The 23,450-nt window shown below is 33.9% G+C and carries 24 protein-coding genes; 1 reads left to right on the top strand and 23 read right to left on the bottom strand.

All coding sequences use genetic code 11. The features are described 5' to 3' along the window. Positions 1-189: 189 nt before the first annotated feature. The 22 genes from LN736_RS05010 to gpr all read right to left on the bottom strand — a co-directional run bounded on the left by LN736_RS05010 (position 190) and on the right by gpr (position 21,817). Positions 190-789, bottom strand: coding sequence for a DUF4342 domain-containing protein (locus tag LN736_RS05010; RefSeq protein WP_150357230.1), 600 nt, complete (start codon positions 787-789; stop codon positions 190-192). A gap of 14 nt (positions 790-803) precedes the next feature. Further along, positions 804-1,589, bottom strand: coding sequence for a DNA repair protein RecO (recO, locus tag LN736_RS05005; protein ID WP_229981110.1), 786 nt, complete (start codon positions 1,587-1,589; stop codon positions 804-806). Positions 1,590-1,639: 50 nt separating this feature from the next. Next, positions 1,640-2,524, bottom strand: a complete 885-nt coding sequence (gene era / locus LN736_RS05000; RefSeq protein ID WP_150357228.1) for a GTPase Era — start codon at positions 2,522-2,524, stop codon at positions 1,640-1,642. Between the two features lie 15 nt (positions 2,525-2,539). Continuing rightward, positions 2,540-3,238, bottom strand: a complete 699-nt coding sequence (locus tag LN736_RS04995; protein WP_150357227.1) for a diacylglycerol kinase — start codon at positions 3,236-3,238, stop codon at positions 2,540-2,542. A 37-nt stretch (positions 3,239-3,275) separates the two neighbouring features. Then, positions 3,276-3,770, bottom strand: coding sequence for an rRNA maturation RNase YbeY (ybeY, locus tag LN736_RS04990; protein WP_150357226.1), 495 nt, complete (start codon positions 3,768-3,770; stop codon positions 3,276-3,278). Beyond that, a complete protein-coding gene (locus LN736_RS04985; RefSeq protein ID WP_179976977.1) occupies positions 3,767-5,875 on the bottom strand; it encodes an HD family phosphohydrolase in 2,109 nt (702 codons plus the stop codon). The genes ybeY and LN736_RS04985 overlap by 4 nt, the downstream gene beginning before the upstream one ends. A gap of 60 nt (positions 5,876-5,935) precedes the next feature. Next, the gene (gene yqfD, locus LN736_RS04980) at positions 5,936-7,087 is read right to left on the bottom strand and encodes a sporulation protein YqfD (RefSeq protein WP_229981091.1); all 1,152 of its coding nucleotides are present in this window, start codon (positions 7,085-7,087) and stop codon (positions 5,936-5,938) included. Continuing rightward, positions 7,074-7,343, bottom strand: coding sequence for a sporulation protein YqfC (gene yqfC, locus LN736_RS04975; protein WP_268253773.1), 270 nt, complete (start codon positions 7,341-7,343; stop codon positions 7,074-7,076). Before yqfC ends, yqfD begins: the two co-directional genes overlap by 14 nt. Before the next feature lie 150 nt (positions 7,344-7,493). Next, the gene (locus tag LN736_RS04970) at positions 7,494-7,943 is read right to left on the bottom strand and encodes a GatB/YqeY domain-containing protein (protein ID WP_150358119.1); all 450 of its coding nucleotides are present in this window, start codon (positions 7,941-7,943) and stop codon (positions 7,494-7,496) included. A gap of 28 nt (positions 7,944-7,971) precedes the next feature. Further along, a complete protein-coding gene (gene rpsU / locus LN736_RS04965) occupies positions 7,972-8,148 on the bottom strand; it encodes a 30S ribosomal protein S21 (protein WP_007061146.1) in 177 nt (58 codons plus the stop codon). A 173-nt stretch (positions 8,149-8,321) separates the two neighbouring features. After that, positions 8,322-8,666: a histidine triad nucleotide-binding protein gene (locus LN736_RS04960; protein WP_150358120.1), complete on the bottom strand. Its 345-nt coding sequence runs from the start codon at positions 8,664-8,666 to the stop codon at positions 8,322-8,324. A gap of 59 nt (positions 8,667-8,725) precedes the next feature. Then, the gene (gene mtaB, locus LN736_RS04955; protein ID WP_229981109.1) at positions 8,726-10,030 is read right to left on the bottom strand and encodes a tRNA (N(6)-L-threonylcarbamoyladenosine(37)-C(2))-methylthiotransferase MtaB; all 1,305 of its coding nucleotides are present in this window, start codon (positions 10,028-10,030) and stop codon (positions 8,726-8,728) included. A gap of 83 nt (positions 10,031-10,113) precedes the next feature. Beyond that, positions 10,114-10,872 (bottom strand): 16S rRNA (uracil(1498)-N(3))-methyltransferase, encoded by a 759-nt coding sequence (locus tag LN736_RS04950; protein ID WP_150358121.1) that lies wholly within the window; start codon positions 10,870-10,872, stop codon positions 10,114-10,116. A gap of 4 nt (positions 10,873-10,876) precedes the next feature. Continuing rightward, positions 10,877-11,818 carry a 50S ribosomal protein L11 methyltransferase gene (gene prmA / locus LN736_RS04945; RefSeq protein WP_179976975.1) on the bottom strand — a complete coding sequence of 314 codons (942 nt, stop codon included), beginning with the start codon at positions 11,816-11,818 and terminating at the stop codon, positions 10,877-10,879. Positions 11,819-11,907: 89 nt separating this feature from the next. Further along, the gene (gene dnaJ / locus LN736_RS04940) at positions 11,908-13,056 is read right to left on the bottom strand and encodes a molecular chaperone DnaJ (protein ID WP_150358123.1); all 1,149 of its coding nucleotides are present in this window, start codon (positions 13,054-13,056) and stop codon (positions 11,908-11,910) included. A 140-nt stretch (positions 13,057-13,196) separates the two neighbouring features. Beyond that, positions 13,197-15,089, bottom strand: coding sequence for a molecular chaperone DnaK (gene dnaK, locus LN736_RS04935; RefSeq protein WP_150358124.1), 1,893 nt, complete (start codon positions 15,087-15,089; stop codon positions 13,197-13,199). A gap of 68 nt (positions 15,090-15,157) precedes the next feature. After that, complete coding sequence (gene grpE / locus LN736_RS04930) at positions 15,158-15,874, bottom strand: nucleotide exchange factor GrpE (protein ID WP_268253767.1); 717 nt, start codon at positions 15,872-15,874, stop codon at positions 15,158-15,160. Positions 15,875-15,954: 80 nt separating this feature from the next. Next, complete coding sequence (gene hrcA, locus LN736_RS04925) at positions 15,955-16,998, bottom strand: heat-inducible transcriptional repressor HrcA (protein ID WP_150358126.1); 1,044 nt, start codon at positions 16,996-16,998, stop codon at positions 15,955-15,957. Positions 16,999-17,188: 190 nt separating this feature from the next. Continuing rightward, positions 17,189-18,322, bottom strand: a complete 1,134-nt coding sequence (gene hemW / locus LN736_RS04920; protein ID WP_150358132.1) for a radical SAM family heme chaperone HemW — start codon at positions 18,320-18,322, stop codon at positions 17,189-17,191. 148 nt (positions 18,323-18,470) lie between these two features. Further along, positions 18,471-20,279, bottom strand: coding sequence for a translation elongation factor 4 (gene lepA / locus LN736_RS04915; RefSeq protein ID WP_179976973.1), 1,809 nt, complete (start codon positions 20,277-20,279; stop codon positions 18,471-18,473). Positions 20,280-20,371: 92 nt separating this feature from the next. Beyond that, the gene (locus LN736_RS04910) at positions 20,372-20,695 is read right to left on the bottom strand and encodes a hypothetical protein (protein ID WP_150358128.1); all 324 of its coding nucleotides are present in this window, start codon (positions 20,693-20,695) and stop codon (positions 20,372-20,374) included. A 147-nt stretch (positions 20,696-20,842) separates the two neighbouring features. Beyond that, entirely contained in the window at positions 20,843-21,817 is a 975-nt protein-coding gene (gpr, locus tag LN736_RS04905) for a GPR endopeptidase (RefSeq protein WP_150358129.1), read from the bottom strand. 302 nt (positions 21,818-22,119) lie between these two features. On the opposite strand from gpr, the gene rpsT reads away from it, so the two are divergent. After that, positions 22,120-22,386 carry a 30S ribosomal protein S20 gene (rpsT, locus tag LN736_RS04900; RefSeq protein ID WP_229981088.1) on the top strand — a complete coding sequence of 89 codons (267 nt, stop codon included), beginning with the start codon at positions 22,120-22,122 and terminating at the stop codon, positions 22,384-22,386. Positions 22,387-22,414: 28 nt separating this feature from the next. Here the strand turns inward: rpsT and holA are convergent, their stop codons facing one another. Further along, the gene (gene holA / locus LN736_RS04895; protein ID WP_229981087.1) at positions 22,415-23,449 is read right to left on the bottom strand and encodes a DNA polymerase III subunit delta; all 1,035 of its coding nucleotides are present in this window, start codon (positions 23,447-23,449) and stop codon (positions 22,415-22,417) included. Position 23,450 lies beyond the last annotated feature (1 nt).

Below are 23,450 nucleotides of genomic sequence, written 5' to 3'. Positions count from 1 at the left end.
ATAATTTCTGCAGATATTCACTAAGAGGAAATTTAACATTAGTATTTAAGCTACAATATTACAAAATTATTATACCACATATATATTAATGAATAGTATATGTTTTTTTATTTTATCCAATATTATGAATAAATTTCAAATCTATATACTATTCATTATATGTTTTAACACTAATTGTATTATATAATTCTAATTTTTATCCTTATCAGTATCTTTCTCCTGTCCATTTTCATCATCATCTATATCATCAAATTTTACAGTATATTTATATGTGTTTTTATCCTGCTTGTCATCTTTGTGTTTGAATTTATCCTTAACTGAAGATGCAGCATCAAACACCCTATCCTTCATTTCATTTACAGTACTCTTCATTCCGCCTTTTATTACCTTATTCACCACTTCTACAGTTCCATCATCTTTCGTTATCTCTATAGTCACCTGTGTAATCACTGCAGTCAATATCCCTATAGCTATAAGCGGCGGCCATACAAGAGCTGTCAAAGTTGCTGCAATACCTGCATTTACAGGAATGTCAACTACCACCTTATCACCTTTTTTTATCTTTACTCTATTTACATTGCCTTTTTTCACTAAATCCTTCAGCCATTCCAAAAATTCATCCTTAGTGGTGTATAAACTATCCTTGGCCGATTTTTTATTTTGCTCTATATATATGAGAGCATCAACCACATTTCCTTCACAAACTTCTAATGCCTCTTTTGCCTCAGAATAATTTACCCCTGTTCTCTCTCTTATAATATCAATTTTTTCCAATGTTATCTCACTCATGTTTTTCTCTCCTTTTAGATTTTATTTTTCTCAAAATTTTCAAGATACCTTAAAGTGTCAAGACTTTTAGGTTTCCTAAAATAATTTTGGGAAATAACCAGGTTCAAAACCTTATACAGTTCTTTCTTTACTTTATCAGACAATACAACTTTATATACATTTTCAAGAGAAATCTTTGACAAATATTTAAGTGCACTGCCAGTGGCATAATCTATATGCAAACCATTGATCTTTTTACATTTATCGCAGACACCTCCTGAATATTGAAAACTGAAATAATTAAATGAAGCCATCTTTTTTCTACATATACAGCAGTAATCAAAATTCAACTCATAGCCTGTGGCCTGTAAAATTTTCAACTCAAATGATCTGGCTAGAATTTCAATGTCCACTGCATGACTCCTTATGAGATAAAACGCAGTAACCAGTTGTTTAAACATCTCTTCGCTTTTTTCCCCATCACTCATGGCTATATCTATGAGTTCACAAAAATAAGAAGCATAAGTTAAATCATTTAAGTCGTCCAATAAATCTTGAAAAGAATCTATTAAAATACTTTCGTTTATCACATATAGACTCTTTCCCTTGTATAAAACGTAGTCTCCGTAACAAAATTGAAGTGTAGTTGAAAACAATGAGTTCCTGCTTCTTTTTGCCCCTCTAGCTATGGTGGACACCTTACCCAACTTCTCAGTGAAAAGCCAAACCAACTTGTCAGATTCCTTTATATCTTGAGTTTTTATTATTATAGCTCTAGTTTTAAATATGGACAGATAATCATCTCCCTGTCTATAAGTTATATTATATCCTTTTTTAAGGAGAAAAACATTCCTTCTGAGTAAATATCACTTTATTTTTTATACCCTAATTCCTTCAGCAGTCTGTCATTGTCTCTCCACTCTTTTCTTACTTTTACCCAGACTTGCAGATATACTCTGGAATTTAAAAATTTTTCAATATCCTCTCTCGCATAAGAGGATATCCTCTTTAACATGGAGCCATTTTTACCTATTATTATTCCCTTGTGTGATTCCTTCTCGCAAATTATATTTGCCTCTATATTGTATATTCCCTTAGGATCCTTCCTCATAAATATTATTTCAACAGCTATACCGTGTGGAACTTCCTTGGAAAGGAGTCTGAGAGATTTCTCTCTTATAATTTCAGAAACTATAAATTTTTCCTGCCTGTCAGTAATAACATCTTCTGGATAATATTTAGGTCCTTCCGGCATATACTTTACCATAAGTTCCAATAATTCATCAGTATTTTTCTTTTTCAACGCAGATACAGGTATTATTTCCTGAAAATCAAAGAATTCAGAATAGTTTTTTAAAGTTTTTGCCACCCTGGAAGCAGGATTTTCGTCTATTTTATTCAACACCAAAAATACTGGTATCTTGGTGGTTTTTATATTTTCCAGTATATATCTATCCTCTCTTCCTATCCCATCCTGGGGAGTAGTCAAAAAAATTACCAGATCCACATCCTTGATGGAATCCTCCGCAGATTTCACCATATAATCTCCCAGTTTATCCTTGGGTTTATGAATACCGGGAGTATCTACAAAAATCAACTGGAAGTCCTCTTCCGTCAAAATGGTATTTATATTGTTCCTGGTAGTCTGCGGCTTACAGGATACAATAGACAATTTTTCTCCCATAATTCTATTGGTAAGCGTTGACTTTCCCACGTTCGGCCTTCCTATTATTGTAATAAATCCTGACTTAAACATAAATTTTCTCCTTATTCATCCAAATATTATAAATAAAAAAACTGTTATCAAAATGCCAAATACCGCTCCGAAAATCACTTCTGTAATAGAATGAGCTTCTGAATCCACCCTGCTTTGAGCCACTATAAAGGCCATGAGATAGCTCAATATAACTACCGCAAGCTGTCCCGTTATCAAAGCTATAGTAGTGGCTATGGAAAAAGCTATGGCACTATGTCCGCTGGGCATTCCTCCCTTAAGCGGAGTACCTTCTCCAAAAATGGCTTTTACAATTATGGTAGTTATACATACAATGGCAAGTATTATAAATATCGTATAGGGATTTGTACTTTTAACCTTTTTTATAACCATAAAATTTATATACTTCAATTTATCCCAAAATATTATATATCCCACCACTACAGCATTTATAGCCGAAATAAGCACTGCTCCCGCTGCAACATTTTTTGCAATTTTAACTAGTGGATGATAATAATTGGTAGTGGCATCTATGGCAAATTCCACTGCCGTATTAAAAAGCTCTGCCATGATGACCATACTTATGGTTATCACAATAGCTAAAATCTCCATTTTGCTCAAATCATAGAAAAAACACATAGTAAGTACTAAGACAGCTGCTATCATATGTATTTTCATATTTCTCTGTGTTCTAACAGAATATATTATCCCCTCAATTGCGTAATTGAAGCTATCCAACAATTTTTTAACTTTCATTGTACAATCACCATACTTCAGAATTTAAAATTATCTCTTACAGTTCAAATTCCCGTAATATTTCCTCTTCTCTCCTTCTCATAACTTTTTTGTCCTCATCTTCCATATGATCATATCCCAAAAGATGAAGCAGCGAATGTACTGTCAAATAGCATACCTCTCTTAAAAAGGAATGACAAAATTCTCTGCTCTGTTCCTCTGCTTTTTCAAGAGAAATAGCTATATCCCCCAATACTAAATTTTCCCCATCCATGTCACTTGGCTGAAAATCGTAATTGGTATATACATCCTTAAATACCCGGCCTTTTGGATATTCCAGCATTGGAAAAGACAACACATCTGTTGCTCTATCTATATTCCTATTTTCCCTATTTATATCTTTTATATGATCATTATCTACAAAAATCACACTTATTTCACAAGGTAAATTTACCTCTTCCTCTTTTAAAGCATACTCTATAATTTCTCTAATACTGTGTTCCATCTCTTTCGTAATCTCTATCTTATCCTGCCTATTGTCCAAAAAAATCACTTTTTATCCTCCTGTTTTAACTTATTCATGACTTTATCGGAAAATTTATCCGATGGATATTCTATTCTATGGTGATATATTCCAACCAAAACTTTAAAAAATTCATTCTTTATTTTATTTATATCTTTCAAAGTCAAATCGCAATTGTCAAGTTGACCCGCATCCAGCCTATCCTTTATTATATTGTCCACCATTCCCTGAATCCTGCCCTTATCAGTATCATTAATAGATCTTACAGCAGCTTCCACTCCATCGGCCAGCATTATTATACCAGCTTCTTTAGTCTCTGGTATAGGGCCGGGATATCTAAATTCATCTTCATTCACATCTTCTGGATCTTTACATGAGTTCTTCATGGTCAAATAAAAATATTTCACAAGGGATGTTCCATGATGTTGTTCTATAATATCTTTTATTATTTTAGGCAAATTATACTCATCAGCCATTTCCGCCCCATCTTTAACATGAGATATTATTATCAAAGTACTCAAATTAGGAGTTAATTTATTGTGTGGATTATCTTTTCCCACTTGATTTTCTTTAAAAAAATATGGCCTTTTTATTTTCCCTATATCATGATAATAAGCCGCAACTCTAGCTAAAAGTGGATTACCTCCAACTTTTTCAGCTGCCACTTCCGCTAAATTTCCAACTAATATACTGTGGTGATAGGTCCCAGGCGCTTCTATCAGAAGTCTTTTTAATAGGGCATTGTTGGGATTTGAAAGTTCCAAAAGCTTTATAGTAGTAACTATATTGAACACGCCCTCAAATAGAGGAAGAAATCCTATTACCAATATTCCGGAAGTTATACTGGCAATTCCTGCAAATATACCTTTTTTAGCTATATCCAACATATTGTTGCTGAGTAAAAACCCCATGGAGAAGGTAAGTATACCATTTATGACAAGCATGTAAAGAGAAGCAAATAATATGTCATTTCTCTGCTGCATTTTTTTAAGTATAGTAGCTCCCATTACTGCATTTACAAGAGCTACTATAGTTATATCCGGGCTAAATTCCACCGCTGCACTTATAAAAACACAATTCAACACATTTACAGCTAATGACACTTTATCATCTAAGAGCAGTGTCATTATCATAGGTACAAATGTCAGAGGTATTAAAAAAGGCGAAGCCAAATCGATAGTCCTAGATAAAAGCACACTCAAACAGCTGAGTGTATCAATCATTACAAGCATTTTGGTATCTTTATAAATCTTCCTACTATATTTATATAAATAAACCCATTGAATAGTCAATATCAAAAGTACCAATAAAGCCAACGGGAAATAAATATGCCATTGAAAATAGGGACTGTCATCTAAAAGTCCTAAATCATCCAGCATCTTTATCTGATATTTAGTTACAGGTTCCCCTTCTTTTACTATAGTCTGATCCTTTTTTATCATGACAGGCAGAACTTTTTTCTCCGCCTCTTTCCTCAATTCCTCAGTTTTCTCCTTGTCATAAAAAAAATTAGGTGAAATTAAAGAAAATCCTACATCAGTAGCCAACTGTCTTAAATTCTTATTGAAATTTGAAGTACTTACTTTAAGCAGTATGCTCTGCTGGGCTTTTTTAATATCTGCCTGGTTATCCTTCTGGGTATTATCACTTATATTATTATTATCATACATATCCGCTATAGTTTTTTGTAAAAAGTCCTGAAGCTGTTTTGCTTCGTCCTCGTTAAGTCCTATTATACTCAGGTAATCCTCATCATTTAAATTTATATTGCCTTCACTTTTTAATTTTTTCAATTTGCTTTTTTCATCTAATTGAGAAGCCCTTAACTGGTTCACTTTAGAAAAAAAGTCATTTAATTTATTTAAACTTTCCGTTTTCACTTCAGGTTTTTTGTTGTATTGAATAGGGACAGCATCCACTGCCTGCTGTATTTTTGTCTGAGTAGACAATTCGTCTTTAGCCTCTCTAGGTGCCTTTATATCAACTTTTGCAATATCCCCTTCCGATAAATTATATTTTTTTGTTGTAAGTCCAGACGCCAGCAAAGAATAAATAAATATAAAACTTATGATAAAAATAATTATCCTATCAGTCTTTTTCTTTAAAAAAATCTTCTTTAATGACAATTTTTTCAATTAAAATCACCCTTTGTTTTTACTACTCTATAAATTCACTTTAGTTTTTGAGCTTTCCCTTTATCTCTGAACATCAGAAACCGCTATATTTTCCTCCGCTGCGACCTGAACTTTCACTTTATAAGATTCACCAGGTTCATAGGTGACCCTTTTATCTACAATTTTTATGGATTTATCTAAATTGGAACATATACTTTTATAAAGTTTCTGTCCTGTATCCTTTACTATCTTCTGGGCATTCCCTTTTATTACTGTCTTTTTAACCTCATAGTAAGTTTCCCTACCAAAAATAAATTTGCTTTCCTCTATTTTATCATATTTATTAAATTTATTATTATCTTTTTTTAAATATAACTTCTTACCTCTCAAATTAATATAATAATTATCTACTTTCTTACCTGTTCTGATATTTTTTACATTATCTATTTTTACATCAGCACTGCTTTCATACAGTGTACTGCATATGACATACCCCGCGGCATGTACACTATAAGTAGATCCCTCAATTCCCTGCTCTCCTTTGACAAGAATCTGGCCCTTTTTTACCTCGTCACCCGCTTTTACAACTGGTGTACCCAGTGTAGTATATACTCTCAATACTTTGCCATCTTTTTTTGCCACCAAATTACACGGAGTATTATCCATACTTATATCCGGTGGAGATTTTTTCTCCACTACATTTATATTTAATTCAGAGCCCTGCATTCTCACTTTAACCCACATTATGTCATCATTGTCCTTCATAAGTTTCTGTTCTATTCTATATACGTTTATTTTATTTTTACTCGTCCCTGGTCCTATCCCATAAGCTTTAAGCTGCTGCCTTATTGTATAAGGTGGAATCCCTTCAGCAGAATCTATTTTTATATTCCATATAAATGTAGACAAGTAATATATTATTGCAGCAAATAAAATCACTCCTAAAACTAGGGTTATTTTTCTCTTAATCCTAATTATAAAAAAAGTAATACCCCTTCTTTTGATTATCTTTATTCTAGTACTGGTCTTCCTGGCTATATTTTCTACTTTACCATAATCTTTTAAATCTATCTCCATAGTCATAGTGGTAATACTTTTCTTTTTTATATTTTTTATACAGATGTCATTTTCCCACATAAGGTTAATAAACTTTTCAGGTATAAGGGATTGTATCTCAATTAAAATTATTCCATTTCTATAATTTTTAAAAGAAAATTTATCAGTTTCCCTCATAAACTATAGATTTAAATTTTCCTCCTATAGTTATAGTGCTTCCACCTATAAAAAGCACTTCAAATTTACTTCCATATATTGATATCAACCCTATACCTGAATTAATTTTTATCTGACTATCCTCAAATAGTATGATGCCCTTATGATTTTCTATTATTATCTCGTTATTTCCCATAACTTTAATTTGAGGCATATTCAAAATTATATCTCTTGGCAAATCCAGCTTATCCGCAATATTTTGTTTTGTGTCATACATTTTATTTTTCACGATATCACCTCTAAGAATTTATCTCCCAACTCTCTTACCTTTACTAATTTATGAAATACAGGAATGATAAATTACTTAAAGCTGTGAACTATTTAAATTTTTCCCATTAAAAAAGGTTGAGATATAATCTCAACCTTTCTATTTATTTAAATATTGTTTTACTATTTGACTTACAAGTTTGCCATCTGCTCTGCCTCTGGTTTTAGGCATTACAATTGCCATAATTTTTTTCATGTCTTTCATGCTCTGTGCCCCTACTTCATTAACTGCTTTCCGTACAATCTCGGAAATATCCTCTTTACTCAACTGCTGAGGAAGGTATTTTAACAAGATCTGTATTTCAGATTTTGTTTTATCTATTAAATCCTGTCTCTTGCCCTTTTCAAATTCAAGTATAGATTCACGTCTCTGTTTTACTTCTTTTGATATTATATCTATGATCTTTTCATCATCGTCAAGTTTTTTTCCATCAGCTTTTTCCACCAATAAAATAGCAGCTTTGACCATACTTATAGTACCTGCTCTAAGCTTATCACCTGACTTCAAAGCCTGCTTCCAGTCTTCTTGTAAATTTTCTTTAAGAGACATATTACTTGGTACCCTCTTTCAAAGAATTCTATTTAAACTTTCTCTTTCTTGCAGCTTCTGATTTCTTCTTTCTCTTTACACTTGGTTTCTCATAGTGCTCTCTTTTTCTGACTTCCGAAAGAACACCAGCTCTAGCACATTTTCTCTTGAATCTTCTCAATGCGCTTTCTATAGTCTCATTTTCTCCCACTTTTATTTCTGACACATTATCTCCCTCCCTCCGCTAGCTCAATCTAATTTTAAAAATTAAATACAGTTAACATAGGTCAAATAGCACATAGCAATTATACAATAGATCTTTGGACACTGTCAACAATTTCATATAGCTGCATATATTATTATCCCTCTGAATTCAGCATATACACCTTAATAAAATTTTTAGCCCGGCGGCCATTTAAATGATCTGCCACCTAATAAGTGAAAATGAATATGAGGTACTGTCTGCCCTGCTTCCTCACCACAGTTAGTCACAATTCTATATCCTTTTTCTGCCAAACCCAATTTATCTGCAATCTGTTTTGCAACCAAATATATATGAGCAATAATATTGGAATCTTCTTCAGTAAGATCATTTATACTCCTTATATGTTTTTTAGGTATTATGAGAACATGTACTGGAGCACCTGGTTCTATATCCTTAAAGCTTAACACTATATCATCTTCATATACTTTCTCAGATGGTATTTCACCTTTTATTATTTTGCAAAAAATACATTCTTCCATAGTCATCACCTCCTTAACAGTAATTATTCAATAATCAATATGAAATATCCTTCTGAAAGTCAAATAAAACTTTTTATTTTTCCATAAACACATCCATCTTTTACACTTTTCAGCTCAGTATTCAAAATTTTCCCTTCTAAATTCTGACCACATTTTCCTCTGGATATCACTTTTATATAATTGGGAGTATACCCCTCATAATAATCATTATTTTTCTCAAATTGGCTCTCATAAAGTACATCCATATTCTTCCCTAAAAATTTATTCATAAACTGTTTTTCCAACTTTTTATCCAATTCTATAATTTTGCTGCTTCTCTCTTCCTTTATCCTGCCATCTATCTGCTTCCTCATACTTGCAGCTCTCGTACCTTTTCTTGGACTGTACTTAAAAACATGAATTTTGGAAAACTCTATTCTATTCAAAAAATCATAGGTCTTACTGAACTCTTCTTCTGTCTCTCCAGGAAATCCCACTATAATATCCGTAGTTATAGACACATCTTTTATTTCATCTCTTAATTCTTTGACTATTTTCTCGTATTCCAGGACAGTATAGTGTCTATTCATTCTCCTTAAAGTTTCATCACATCCACTCTGAAGGGAAAGGTGGAAATGTGGACACAACTTTTTTAATCTTTTTATTCTATTTATGATACCTTCTGTAAAAAATTTGGGATCTATGGAACCAATCCTAACTCTTTCAATACCTTCTATTTTATCTACTTCTTCCAGTATCCCTGCAAGATTCCAATCATCTTTCATATCCATGCCGTAAGAGGCAATATGTATTCCTGAAAGCGTCACTTCTTTAAAATTATTTTGAGCAAGTTTTTTTACTTCCTCTACAACTTTACCTGGAGGTTTGCTGCATACTGCTCCTCTGGCAAATGGGATGAGACAGTAAGAACAAAATCTATTACAGCCATCCTGTATTTTGAGAAAAGCTCTAGTTCTGTACTGATATTTATCTATATTAAGTTCTTCAAAAACTCTGTTCTTAAGAACGTCATTGACCTCTATTATCTTGCGATGTTCCAAGCATACCCTCTTTATCAAATAAATTATGTCTCCCTTATTTCTGGTACCTAAAACAACATCCACACCCTCTATATTAGATACTTTTTCAGGTGAAATTTGAGAGTAACATCCAACTACAGCTATTATTGCGCTTCCATTTTTTCTCCTAGCCCTATGTATCATCTTTCTGGATTTCTTATCTCCCATGTTAGTTACAGTGCAGGTATTTATCACATACACATCTGCACAATCATCAAAACCAACTATATTATATCCCTCAGCTATAAATTTTTCTGCCATAGCTTCGGTTTCGTACTGATTCACCCTGCAGCCTAGAGTAAACATCCCCACTGCCTTTTTATGCCCATATACACGAAAAAATTCTTCATTGCCAAGTGATAAATCAACTTTTTCACTGTCAATTACCTTCACCTAATAATACCTCCTAAATCACCTAATTCATACATGAGAAGTGCTAGTGAAACAAAACCCGCAGTTTCTGTCCTAAATATTCTAGGTCCCAGTGTCACTATATGAGAATTCATGTTTTTGAGAAGTTCTATCTCATTTTCTTCAAATCCACCTTCAGGTCCAATTACTACAGCTACTTTTTTTATAGTATCCCTATTGTCTATAGAATCAATCACATTTCTTATGCCCAAATTTTTTTCGTTTTCATAGGGCACAAAAATCAAATCCATAGGCACTAATGATTGCAAAAGTCCTTTAAAATCAATAGGTCTATCCACTACTGGTATCCTGCTTCTCTTACACTGTTTACAGGCCTCCTTGGCAATTTTATTCCATCTTTCCGCCTTCTTAGATTGGGTAAAATCAACTTTAACCACTACCCTCCTGGTAATAACAGGAGTTATTTCATATGCCCCTATTTCCGTAGCTTTTTGTACAATCAAATCCATTTTGCTCGATTTTGGCAGTGCTTGAAATAGATACATCTTAACAGGACTTTCATTGCACAGTTCAATTTCCTCTATAATTTTTACTGTAACACTTTCCCTCTCGACACTCTCTATAGTTCCCAAAAATTCTTTGCCATCACAGTTGTTTATATTTACCTTATCCCCGCATTGAAGTCTAAGTACCTTATTTATATGCTTTACATCATCTCCCTTGATAAAAGCTGTATTACAGTGTATATCCTGTTCAGGCACAAAAAATTTATTCATCACTTCATATCATCCTTTTTGCAACTACACATATCCATTCCCCATCCTCATTTACTTCTTTTATTTTAAATCCACTATTCCTCAATTTTTCAATCACATCTTTCCTTCTGTCTTTTATTATACCTGAAGATATAAATATTCCTCCAGGAACTATAAAATTTTTTACATCATCTGTTAAGGATATTATAGCATCTGCAATTATATTGGCAACTACCACATCTGCCTTTCCATGAACCTTTTCCATGAGATTCCCTTGAAATACCTCTATGTTTTTTACATCATTATATTCAAGGTTTTTTAAGGCCGATTCCACAGCCGTACCATTTATGTCCACAGCTATAACATGTTTTGCTCCAAGTTTTGCTGCAGTTATAGCCAGTATTCCCGATCCCGTGCCTATATCAAACACCTGCGAATCCAGCTTAACATATTTCTCCAGAGCTTTTATACACATTCTCGTAGTTTCATGAGTTCCAGTTCCAAAGGCCATGCCTGGATCTAGCTGAACTACTAAATCATCTTTTTCAGGATTATAATTTTCCCAAATGGGCTTCACCACAACTCTATTCCCTGCCCTATAAGGTTTATAATACTGCTTCCAGTTATTCTCCCAATCTTCTTCATTCACTTTACTTACGGTGATAATGCCTTTTCCCTTATCTATCCCGCAGTTTTTTAAATTATTTACCCTTTCTTTTATATATTCCAGATAATTCTTAAGATTTTCATCTTCCTTATAATATCCTTTTATCACTGCGCCATCTTTTACCTTCAGCAAGCTTTCATCAAAATAATCCCAATCCTGGGGACGTTTCTTTTCAAATTCAATATCTTTAGGATCTTCTATGGACACACCTTGAACTCCTGTATTGTATAATATTCCAGAAACCGCTTCTACAGCTTCACTGCTAGTAATAATTGCCACTTCTATCCACTCTTTTTTCATGAATTTCCTCCTACACTCAATTTGGATCTACATTAAAACTATAAAGTTTGCTGACAGCCCTTAAGTTAAAAGCTGTCAGCATCTACAAATTATTTAAATCCATGTTTAAATTTATCCATAAAGGATTTTCTTCCAGTTCCTCCCGCAGGGATCTCTCCACTTGCCTCCATAAGCATCATAATAGCTTCCTTTTGCTTCTCATTTAAGTTCTTAGGCACATCCACAATCACTTTTACATATTGATCTCCTCTGCCTCTTCCATTGACTTTAGGTACACCTTTTCCTCTCAATCTAAATACAGTTTCAGATTGTGTTCCAGCAGGTACTTCATATTTCACATCTCCGTCTATAGTAGGTACCCTTATACTTGTTCCCAGAGCAGCTTTTCCAAAACTAATATGAGTATCCAAATAGATATCAAATCCATCTCTTTTAAATTTAGAATGAGATGATACTCTTATATTTATATACAGATCTCCTGGACTGCCTCCATTTTTACCTCCCTCGCCTTGTCCTCTTATAGGGATTACATTGCCATTATCCACTCCTGCAGGAATTTTTACTTTTATACTTCTACGCCTTCTAACAGTACCCGTACCCCTGCATTCAGGACATATATCCCTGTCTTTGATAATAGTACCCTTTCCGCCGCATTTGTCGCAGGTACTCATACTTACAAAACTTCCAAGAGGTGTATTTCTTTGAGTTCTCACCTGCCCCGTTCCGCCGCATTTGTCACAGGTATGTGGATGAGTTCCTCTTTTGGCACCCGTTCCATTACAGGCTTCACATTTTTCATTTCTAGTTATGGATATTTCCTTTTCCACACCGAAAACTGCCTGTTCAAAAGTCAAATTTAAGGTATATTCAAGATCTGCACCTTTTTCTGGCCCATTTTTTCTTCTTCTGCTTGAAGAAAATCCTCCTCCAAAGAAAGAGTCAAATATATCTCCAAAGCCGCCCATATCGGAAAAATCAAATCCACCAAATCCCCCTTCAAATCCAGAACCTCCGTTAAAATCAGCTGTACCAAACTGATCGTACTGAGCTTTTCTCTGTGGATCCGACAAGACCTGATAGGCTTCATTTATTTCCTTGAATTTTTCCTCGGCTTCTCTATTTCCTTGATTTCTATCAGGGTGGTATTTTAATGCTAATTTTCTAAATGCTCTTTTTATTTCATCATCACTGGCACCCTTTTTAAGGCCTAGTATTTCATAATAATCTTTTTTGGCCATCTTTTTATTTTTCACCACCTAAAACGAAAGTATTATTTAGTAAAAATCCAATTCTCTACTTAAATTAAGGGAAGAGCAAAAACTCATCCCTTAACTATTACTATTATACACGTTTATTATACAATCGTGAAGAGAAAATATTACTTATCATCATCTACTTTATAATCAGCATCAACTACATTGTCATCATTTTTATTCCCTGATCCACCCTGAGTGCCAGCTCCTGGATTTGGACCTGCTCCTGGGTTTGGACCTGCTCCTGGATTAGGGCCCGCTCCTGGATTTTGACCTGCCTGAGCATTTTGACTGTATATTTTTGATGTAACTCCATAGAGTGCCTGAGTTAGATCCTCAGTAGCTTTCTTTATTGCATCCAAATCATCGCCATCTTTTATTTTCTTAACTGCTTCTGCCTTTTCCTCTACATTTTTCTTGTCTTCACTTGAAACCTTGTCTCCTAGATCCTTTAATGTCTTTTCGCTTTGATACACAATTTGATCTGCATTGTTCTTAACTTCTATGGATTCTTTTCTCTTTTTATCCTGTTCTTCATATTTTTCAGCTTCCTTTACTGCCTTATCTATTTCACTGTCACTCAAATTAGTGGAAGCTGTAATTGTTATATTTGCCTCTTTTCCAGTTGCCTTGTCTTTAGCCGATACATTAACTATACCATTTGCATCTATATCAAAAGTAACTTCAATCTGAGGAATTCCCCTTGGAGCCGGAGCTATACCTGAAAGAGTAAATCTCCCCAGAGTCTTATTGTCAGCTGCCATCTGTCTTTCACCTTGAACTACGTGGATTTCAACAGAGGTTTGATTATCTGCAGCAGTGGAAAATATCTGGCTTTTTTTAGTTGGTATTGTAGTATTTCTATTGATGAGCGGAGTAGCAACTCCTCCCAAAGTTTCAATCCCAAGAGTAAGTGGTGTTACATCAAGAAGAAGTACATCTTTTACGTCTCCAGTAAGTACCCCTGCCTGAATAGCTGCTCCCACTGCCACACATTCATCAGGATTAACACCTTTTGAAGGTTCTTTACCAGTGAAATTCTTTACTGCTTCTTGAACCGCCGGTATTCTTGTGGAACCTCCCACTAATATAACTTTATTTATATCATTTATTGTAATTCCCGCATCATTTAAAGCTTTTTTCATAGGCTCTATAGTTTTATTTACCAAATCTCCCGTCAGTTCATTGAATTTTGCCCTTGTCAAATTCATGTCTATGTGCTTAGGGCCATTGGCATCTGCCGTAATAAACGGTAAATTTATATTTGTCTGCATGGAAGATGACAATTCAATCTTTGCTTTTTCAGCTGCTTCTTTTAATCTTTGAAGTGCCATTTTATCCTTTCTCAGATCTATTCCATTTTCAGCTTTAAAAGTATCTGCTATATAATCCATTATCTTCTGATCAAAATCATCTCCTCCAAGATGGGTATCTCCATTTGTGGCCTTAACCTCAAATACCCCATCTCCAAGTTCCAATATTGATACATCAAAAGTACCTCCACCTAAATCATATACAAATATCTTTTGATTTGTATTCATCTTATCCATGCCATAAGCAAGAGAAGCAGCCGTAGGCTCATTTATTATTCTTCGAACATTAAGTCCTGCAATCTTTCCTGCGTCTTTAGTAGCCTGTCTTTGGCTGTCATTAAAATATGCAGGCACGGTTATAACTGCTTCTGTTACAGGTTCTCCTAGATAGGCTTCAGCATCAGCCTTTATTTTTTGAAGTATCATAGATGATATTTCCTGAGGTGTATACTTTTTTCCATCTATATCCACCTTATGATCTGTTCCCATTTGCCTTTTTATTGACATTATAGTTCTATCTGGATTTGTTATTGCCTGTCTTTTAGCTACTTGACCTACCAGTCTTTCACCATTTTTCTGGAAGGAAACTACGGATGGAGTAGTTCTGGCACCCTCAGAATTTGCTATAACTACTGGATCTCCACCTTCCATAACTGCAACACAAGAATTTGTTGTTCCTAAATCAATACCTATTATTTTTGACATGTTAACTTACCTCCTAAATTTAACTCAGTTGAAATTGTCCTTATAACATTTCACTCATTTATTTAAACTTAATTTGCTACTTTCACCATACTATATCTTATTATTTTATCTCCTCTCTTATATCCTTTCTGAAATACCTCTACTATACAATTCTTATCATAATTATCATCCTCTATGTGCATAACTGCATTATGCACATTGGGGTCAAACTCTCCTTCTGAAGGAATTTCCTCCACATTTAGCTTTTCCAGTGCAGTATTAAATTGCTTCATTGTCATCTCTACGCCTTTTTTTAATGCATCCAAATTACCCTCTGACTTTGCTGCCCTTTCAAGGTTATCTAATACAGGAAGTATTTCCTTTAATATATCTTTACATGCATCAGAATAGATTCCCTCTTTTTCTTTTGAAGTCCTTTTTCTAAAATTGTCATATTCCGCCATTGTTCTGGAAAGTCTATCTTGAAGAGCTTTAAATTCATTCATAATTTTATTGTTTTCATCCTTTAGTTTAAAATTTTCCTTTTTTAATTCTTCCTGTAACTTCTTCCTTTTCTCCTCTAGTTCATCTACTTCTTCCTCTTTTACTTCTGCTTCATCCTCTGACTTTTTTTCATCGACTTTCTCTTCTTCGTCTATGTTTTCATTATCGGATTCCTGCAATTTTTCATCCAGGTCTATTTTTTCACCTGCTTTGGAATTTTTATCTTTTTCTAGACATTCATCTTCCTTTTCAGCACATTTTTTTTCAACATCCTGTGCATTCATATCCTCATCTTTCAACATTTAGACACTTCCTCCAATCCAACTAACATTTTATTGTTATCTCCAGCAAACGGCTTTCAGATTCATTCAGTATAATATCATCACTTATTTTCATCAGAATAAGCATGACTTAAAATACTATTCATTTCCTTCACCACATTTGCCAATACAGATATAACTTTAGAATAAGGTATTCTTGTAGGTCCTATTACACCAATTTCCCCTATTGGTTTTTCATTTAAACTGTACACTGCAGATATTACACTGCAGTCTTCTGCGCCTTCTATATAATTCTCATTTCCTATTTTTACCGAAATACTCGAGGCACTGTTTAATAAACTGCTTACCTTTTGTTTATTATCCAGCATAGATAAAAATTCTCTTGCCTTCTCTATGTCCTTATACTCTGGATAGTCAAATATATTCATAGCTCCCTGCATATATATTTCCGAATTATCTACATTATTCAATCTATCATACAAGACGCAAATTATTTCATCAACTACATCCTCATACCCTCTTAAATCCGACTTCAATTTGTCTACAATTTCTACACTTATATCATCAGCACATAAATTTTTTAACTGGTCATTCAATGCATTGCTCATCTTAACAAGAGTACCGTCAGAAATAGCCTTCTTAATTTTTATAAGGTTATTTTTTATAATTCCACTGTCAATTATAAGCACTAATAGAATACTGCTGTTAGATTCTATATTTATCAATTGCATATGCTTTATACGACCTTTTTTTGCAAAAGGTGCTCTAACCACAGAAGTAAGCCTCGTTAATTCAGACAAAAGATAAATAGCCTGCTTTATTATCTTATCAACTTCAAATAATGCGTCACTTATAATCTGACTTTTTATTATATATATTTCTTCCGGACTCAAATTGGGTATATGCATCAATTTATCCACATACAACCTATATCCTTTGTTAGAGGGTATCCTTCCTGAAGAACTATGAAGCTGTTCCAAATAACCCATTTCCTCCAAATCTGACATTTCATTTCTTATGGTGGCAGAACTCACTCCCAAGTTATATTTTTTAGCTATGGTTCTGGATCCCACAGGCTCAGCAGTATTTATATAATTATTTACTATTGCCTGAAGTATTTTTATCTTTCTCTCATCCATTTCCATAATATCACCTCTTTATTAGCACTCATTGCTGTTGAGTGCTAATCACTATGATTAAAAAATATCACTCATAATTTTTTTTGTCAACACCACATAAAGTATATTATTTTAACAAATAGAATAGTTTATTACATTTAAAATGAATTTTATGATATTTTCTCATGATTACTCAACATATCTGATACAAACGATATTATGTCAATATAAATTCACACATCACACTATTGGATACTTCTATTCCTCTCTTATTTAAATACATCCTATCTCCATCCACTATTAGTATTCCCTTCTCCACGTATTTATCTATTATACCGCCGTACACTGAATAAATATCCCTATTGAATCTATTTTTAAAATCTCTTATTGAAATTCCATTTATCTTTCTAAGTCCCATAAACATAAACTCTTCCATATCATCATAAATGGAATTTTTATGTTTATCCAGCCTTATAAATTTCCCCTCAATGCCTTCCAAAATATACTCTTCTATATCTGACGTATTTCTGTATCTATATCCATCTACATAGGAATGGGCACTTGAACCGCATCCTATATAAGATTTTAAATTCCAATACACCAGATTGTGCCTGCATTCATTTCCCATTTTGGCAAAATTGGATATTTCATATTGATTGTATCCACTTTTGTAAAGAAACTCCAATGTAAAATAATACATCTGCCTTTCCTCTTCCTCCCGAGGAAGCTTTAGTTCATGGTTTTTATACATGTTGTAAAAAGGAGTTCCTTTTTCCACTATCAGACTGTAACAGGATATATGTTCTGGTGCCATCCCAACCACATTCTCCAGAGATTCCCTCCAGTCCTTTAAAGTCTGCCCTGGAAGCCCAAACATGAGATCCACATTTATATTTGAGAAGCCCAGCTTTCTCGCCATCTCATAACCTTTTAAAAAATCATCTAAAGTATGAATTCTGCCAATTTTTCCAAGTAAAGAATTCTGCCATGCTTGAAGTCCTATACTCAATCTGTTGACCCCTATATTTTTTAAAAACCTTAATTTCTCTTCGGTAAAAGTACCTGGATTTCCCTCCACTGTAAATTCCAAATTGTCTTCCAATTTCAACTTTTTCAGAGCTTTATATATATTATTCCAGCTCTCAAGTGATAAATAGGTAGGTGTTCCACCGCCTATAAATATAGATTTTATAGATCTCTTACCTATAAAATCTATATCTCCAGCCAACGCCTTTGAATAATTCCACATAAATTCTTCTTTTCCACTGTAAGATGAAAAATCACAATAGAGGCATTTTTTCCTGCAAAATGGTATATGTATGTATAAAGCTGCAGGCTCCCCTGTAATCATGTTTCCTTTATCGTACACAAAAACACTCCCCAGTTTATAAATTTTACTTATAAAAAAAGCACATTCAAATATCAAATTCGGTTGATTTTCGTTACAGCCGAAAATCTTCATTAATTGTCAATTGTAAACTGTCAATTGTAAACTGTATTCAGTCTTCTGTTTTAAGTATTGCCATAAAAGCCTCCTGGGGAATTTCCACAGAACCTACCTGCCTCATTCTCTTTTTTCCTTCTTTTTGCTTTTCAAGAAGTTTTTTCTTTCTGGATATATCTCCTCCATAGCATTTCGCAAGCACATCTTTTCTCATGGCCTTGACAGTTTCCCTAGCTATAATTTTCCCACCTACAGCAGCCTGTATTGGTATTTCAAAAAGCTGTCTCGGTATTATTTCCTTAAGCCTTTCAGCTATACTCCTTCCTCTTTCATAAGCCCTTTCTTCAGGCACAATCATGGAAAGGGCATCTACAGCTTCCCCATTTAAAAGAATATCCAATTTTACCAATTCAGCAGCCTTATAGCCCTTTAATTCATAATCAAGAGATGCATAACCTCTTGTTCTAGATTTTAATACATCAAAGAAATTATATATTATTTCATTTAGTGGAATATCATAATTTAAGGATACCCTGGTGGTCTCTATGTACTGCATATCTCTAAAAGTACCTCTTCTGCCCTGGGCAAGTTCCATAACTGATCCTACATATTCCGAAGGAGTTATTATGGAAGCCTTAACTATTGGTTCCTCCATGTACTTTATCTCCGATACTTCAGGCATGTTAGTAGGATTGGTAAGTTCTATTAGAGTACCATCTGTCTTATATACCTTATATATAACAGATGGAGCCGTAGTTATTATGTCTAGGTTAAATTCCCTTTCAACCCTTTCCTGTATGACATCCATATGAAGCAGTCCCAAAAAACCACATCTAAATCCAAATCCCAGAGCTATAGATGTCTCCGGTTCAAAACAAAGTGCTGCATCATTAACCTGAAGTTTCTCCAGTGCTTCCTTCAATTCACTGTATTTTTTTCCATCTACCGGATATATGCCGCTGTATACCATAGAGACTACAGGTCTATATCCTTTAAGAGGTTCTGACGCCTCTCTTCTCGCTTCAGTTACTGTATCTCCAACCCTTGCATCTCTCACATTCTTAATGGAAGCTGTGAAATATCCCACATCTCCAGCCTTCAATTCTGATCTGGGCATGAAATCCGGGACAAATATTCCCGTTTCTGTAACTTCATATACCTTGCCTGTAGCCATGAGCTTTATCTCTTCTCCTGTCTTAATACAACCTTCTTTTACCCTTATATGACAGACCACTCCCTTATAGCTGTCATAATTTGAATCAAATATAAGAGCCCTCAAAGGCGCATTCTCATCTCCCTCTGGAGAAGGTATTTTATTTACTATGGCCTCCAAGACCTCATCTATATTTAACCCTGTCTTTGCAGAAACTAGAGGAGCATCTTCCGCATCTATTCCTATGACATCCTCTATCTCCCCTTTTACTTCATCAGGTCTCGAACTTGGCAAGTCTATTTTATTTATTACCGGAACAATTTCCAGATCGTGATCCATGGCCAAATAGCAATTAGCCAGTGTCTGTGCCTGTATGCCCTGGGTTGCATCAACTACTAAAACAGCTCCCTCACAGGCTGCAAGACTTCTTGAAACCTCATAATTGAAATCTACATGTCCCGGCGTATCTATAAGATTTAAAATATATTCTTCTCCATCAGGCCTCTTATATATAAGCCTCACTGCCTGGGATTTTATAGTTATCCCCCGTTCTCTCTCCAATTCCATATTGTCAAGTACCTGGGAATTCATCTCCCTTTCAGTAAGAGTTCCTGTTTTTTCAATTAACCTGTCTGCAAGGGTGGATTTACCGTGATCTATATGGGCAACTATAGAAAAATTTCTTATATGTCTCTGTCTTTCACTCTGCATACTACTTCCCCCAATATCAATGAAATTTCTCCACAATTCGGACCAACAACTACAGTAAATTATATCATAATCACCCTACAGTTAAAAGCACATTATTTGGTGAACCTATCCTCTATATTTTCAAATGTATTTTGAGTCATATCTATTATATAAGAAGTTCCAGAATATATTTTACTACCTACCACATCTATAATTTTTTTAGATCCGTTTTTAAAATTATCACCTATCCTATTATCTATGCTAAGTGAGTAATTTCCCATATCCACGCTAAAATCAAAAGGTGTCTGAGTGTAATCTATCTTAAAATCTGATTTATCCTTTATAAATTTAGGCAATCCTGCAGTTATAACTGTAAATCCTAAAATAATTATTACACAGCAAATTATCATTACAGTTGCAATAGCTTTCCTATTCATAAAAAAGTCACCCCCAAATAGGAATAAAATTCTCATTATAAAGGATGAGCTTTTTTATGAATTTTATACATTATATTCCAGATTATAATCCTACAGCCAATTACTTTTCACGTAATACTCAAAATTACTATAAAATATCATCTGCTACTAATTCAAGAAAGTATTTATATCGTCTAAGTCCAATGCAGGCTGGAGTGCTATGTTTATAGCATTTGCAATAACCTTTGAAATGGAATCCACTACCAGATCCACATCTTTAGGTGTAACCATGATATTTTCCTTATAAGGCTCAAGAAGTGCCCTTATCATCTGATGCTTTTCATCCTTATCCACGGATTTCAACATCTCATAAAATTTTTCTCCCTTTTTTGTCTGCCTTATCATTTCGTCCAGAACCATATCAATAGTATCATTGGCCATAGTAGCCGCATCCACCACTGTAGGAACTCCTATAGCTATTACAGGCACCCCAAGTGTTTTTTCACTCAATTCCATCCTTCTATTGCCTACCCCAGAACCAGGAGATATTCCCCTATTTCCTATTTGCACTGTATAATTCACTCTGTCCATCTTCCTTGACGCCAGCGAATCTATACAAATTATCAGATTAGGTTTTACTTTGTCCACAACACCCTGTATTATTTCACTGGTTTCAATGCCAGTAATCCCAAGTACCCCTGGGGATATGACACATACAGGCCTTATACCCTCATCTATCTTGTCAGGTACTAACTGCTTCAAATGCCTGGTAACCATAAGTTTTGAGACCACTTTAGGCCCCAGAGAATCAGGGGTTATGTTCCAATTTCCCAATCCCACCACCAATGCAGTCATGCTTTTATCTATATCTATCACACTTGACAATACTTTTCCCACGACCTTGCTCACTTTATCCCTTATTTCCCCATCGTAATGAGTGAGTCTTGGCATATCCACAGTTATGTAGGAGCCTTTTGGTTTTCCCATGATTTTTTCCCCAATATCCTCCACTATTTTTACACAGGTCACCTTTATACCATCCTCCATAGTTTCCTCCACTTCCACTCCAGGAACTTCCCCTCCTCTTTCCTTACGGCACTTTTCCCTGGCTTCTACCGCCAAATCCGTCCTTACATCAAACATTCACATATCACTCCCTTTACATTATTTAAGCTTGGTAAATTTTTTGATCAAGCTAAAGCCTGGATTTTTCTCTACATATTATTAGTTATTATCTTTTACAATATACCAGATCGACAATTCACAGTTTACAATAAACTTTTTACAATTAGATAAAAAGTTTGAAAGGCATATATTTTTGACAGTATAATTTTACTTGAAGTGGTTAAAATTTAATGCTATAATAGCACTTGTTAAATATAATGATTTGATGGCAAATTTCCCCAAAGCTATTGAAATCTATAAAAATACAAGGGGGTGAAAGCATGGCAAACATAAAATCTGCAAAAAAGAGAATAAAAGTTATTCAAACTAAGACATTGAGGAATAGAATAATAAAATCTTCATTAAAGACTACTATAAAAAAGTTTTTAACGTCTGTTGAGAATAAAAATGTAGAAGAAGCTAAGGTTACCTTCACTGCAGCTATAAAAGCTCTAGATATGGCGGCATCAAAAGGTGTTATTCACAAGAATAAAGCTTCAAGAGATAAATCTAAGCTGACTTTAAAATTAAATGGATTAGTTGCATAATAAATGACCGGCGGTGACCGGTTATTTATTATGCAATAGTATTTATTAATAAAAGCTCTAATTCGGTTTTCTCATTGAGAGAGAAACTTTTCATATCTTTTTCAGTATTCAAGCATAATTGTATGGACTTTTTAAGCTGTTTTAATGTAAATTTTTTGCTCTGCTGAACCATTATATTATATCTATATTGGGATCTAATGTTTAATAATTTCATAATCTCGGTCTTTTGTTTGCCATTTTCCAGAAGTAATTTAATTTTAAACAGAATACTAAATTGTCTTTCTATCATAACTAAAATATAATTTATTTTAGCACCGCTATATATGAGTTCATTTAACAGATGAAGTGCATCTTTTAAATTCTTATTGGATATAGCATTTACAACATCAAAGATATCCTCTTCACTGTTTTTTAGAAACATCTCCTGAATGTCTTTTCTTTTTATATCCCTGCCATAGGTATAACAGCATAGCTTTTCCACTTCATTTTCTATTGCACTTAAGTTATTCCCCTCCATGAGGTTACAGAACACTCTAAGATCAATCTTTTTTATATTCTTTCCCCTGAGTTGAAAAAATTCTTGAACTTTATTTTCAAGTTGATATCCCTTTATTTTATCAGCTCTGACCACACATATATCTTTATCCAGGCTGTATATCCTTCTACCCGGTTTATCCCTTTTACTTTTAAAAAGGTAATAAAATATTAAGACACAATGTTCGGGTATATTCTTTAAATAATCATGTATTTTTTTAAATTCACCAGAAAGCTTACTTTTACAGCCCTTTTCTTCTCCCATAAATGAAGCCCTATATATAAGTACAACTTTTTTATCACTCATAAAAGGAAGGGTTTCACAGGCATTTATTACAGTGTCAAAATCCTCCAGAGAACTTCCATCAAATTTTGCATAATTTAAATCAATAAAATCAGATTTCACGACCCTTTTGATCAATTTCCTTATATTTTCCTTTATAAGAAATTCATCACTGCCGCAGAATAAATAACAATTTTCTATATGTCCATTTTTTAAGTTCCTGTTAAAAGCAGTTATATCAATCAAC

The sequence above is a fragment of the Clostridium aromativorans genome (genome assembly GCF_020908015.1).
Classification (GTDB): Bacteria; Bacillota; Clostridia; order Clostridiales; family Clostridiaceae; genus Clostridium_B; species Clostridium_B aromativorans.
Note: the sequence above shows the minus strand (reverse complement) of the source record. Positions and strands in the feature narration are given on the sequence as shown.

Bases quoted from the DNA above. Each gene is read 5' to 3' on its own strand.
- LN736_RS05010 (WP_150357230.1), bottom strand. From the start codon at position 789: ATGAGTGAGATAACATTGGAAAAAATTGATATTATAAGAGAGAGAACA.
- era (WP_150357228.1), bottom strand. From the start codon at position 2,524: ATGTTTAAGTCAGGATTTATTACAATAATAGGAAGGCCGAACGTGGGA.
- LN736_RS04995 (WP_150357227.1), bottom strand. From the start codon at position 3,238: ATGAAAGTTAAAAAATTGTTGGATAGCTTCAATTACGCAATTGAGGGG.
- yqfD (WP_229981091.1), bottom strand. From the start codon at position 7,087: ATGAGGGAAACTGATAAATTTTCTTTTAAAAATTATAGAAATGGAATA.
- yqfC (WP_268253773.1), bottom strand. From the start codon at position 7,343: ATGTATGACACAAAACAAAATATTGCGGATAAGCTGGATTTGCCAAGA.
- LN736_RS04970 (WP_150358119.1), bottom strand. From the start codon at position 7,943: ATGTCTCTTAAAGAAAATTTACAAGAAGACTGGAAGCAGGCTTTGAAG.
- LN736_RS04960 (WP_150358120.1), bottom strand. From the start codon at position 8,666: ATGGAAGAATGTATTTTTTGCAAAATAATAAAAGGTGAAATACCATCT.
- mtaB (WP_229981109.1), bottom strand. From the start codon at position 10,030: ATGTTTACTCTAGGCTGCAGGGTGAATCAGTACGAAACCGAAGCTATG.
- LN736_RS04950 (WP_150358121.1), bottom strand. From the start codon at position 10,872: ATGAATAAATTTTTTGTGCCTGAACAGGATATACACTGTAATACAGCT.
- prmA (WP_179976975.1), bottom strand. From the start codon at position 11,818: ATGAAAAAAGAGTGGATAGAAGTGGCAATTATTACTAGCAGTGAAGCT.
- dnaJ (WP_150358123.1), bottom strand. From the start codon at position 13,056: ATGGCCAAAAAAGATTATTATGAAATACTAGGCCTTAAAAAGGGTGCC.
- dnaK (WP_150358124.1), bottom strand. From the start codon at position 15,089: ATGTCAAAAATAATAGGTATTGATTTAGGAACAACAAATTCTTGTGTT.
- grpE (WP_268253767.1), bottom strand. From the start codon at position 15,874: ATGTTGAAAGATGAGGATATGAATGCACAGGATGTTGAAAAAAAATGT.
- hrcA (WP_150358126.1), bottom strand. From the start codon at position 16,998: ATGGAAATGGATGAGAGAAAGATAAAAATACTTCAGGCAATAGTAAAT.
- hemW (WP_150358132.1), bottom strand. From the start codon at position 18,322: ATGATTACAGGGGAGCCTGCAGCTTTATACATACATATACCATTTTGC.
- lepA (WP_179976973.1), bottom strand. From the start codon at position 20,279: ATGCAGAGTGAAAGACAGAGACATATAAGAAATTTTTCTATAGTTGCC.
- LN736_RS04910 (WP_150358128.1), bottom strand. From the start codon at position 20,695: ATGAATAGGAAAGCTATTGCAACTGTAATGATAATTTGCTGTGTAATA.
- gpr (WP_150358129.1), bottom strand. From the start codon at position 21,817: ATGTTTGATGTAAGGACGGATTTGGCGGTAGAAGCCAGGGAAAAGTGC.
- rpsT (WP_229981088.1), top strand. From the start codon at position 22,120: ATGGCAAACATAAAATCTGCAAAAAAGAGAATAAAAGTTATTCAAACT.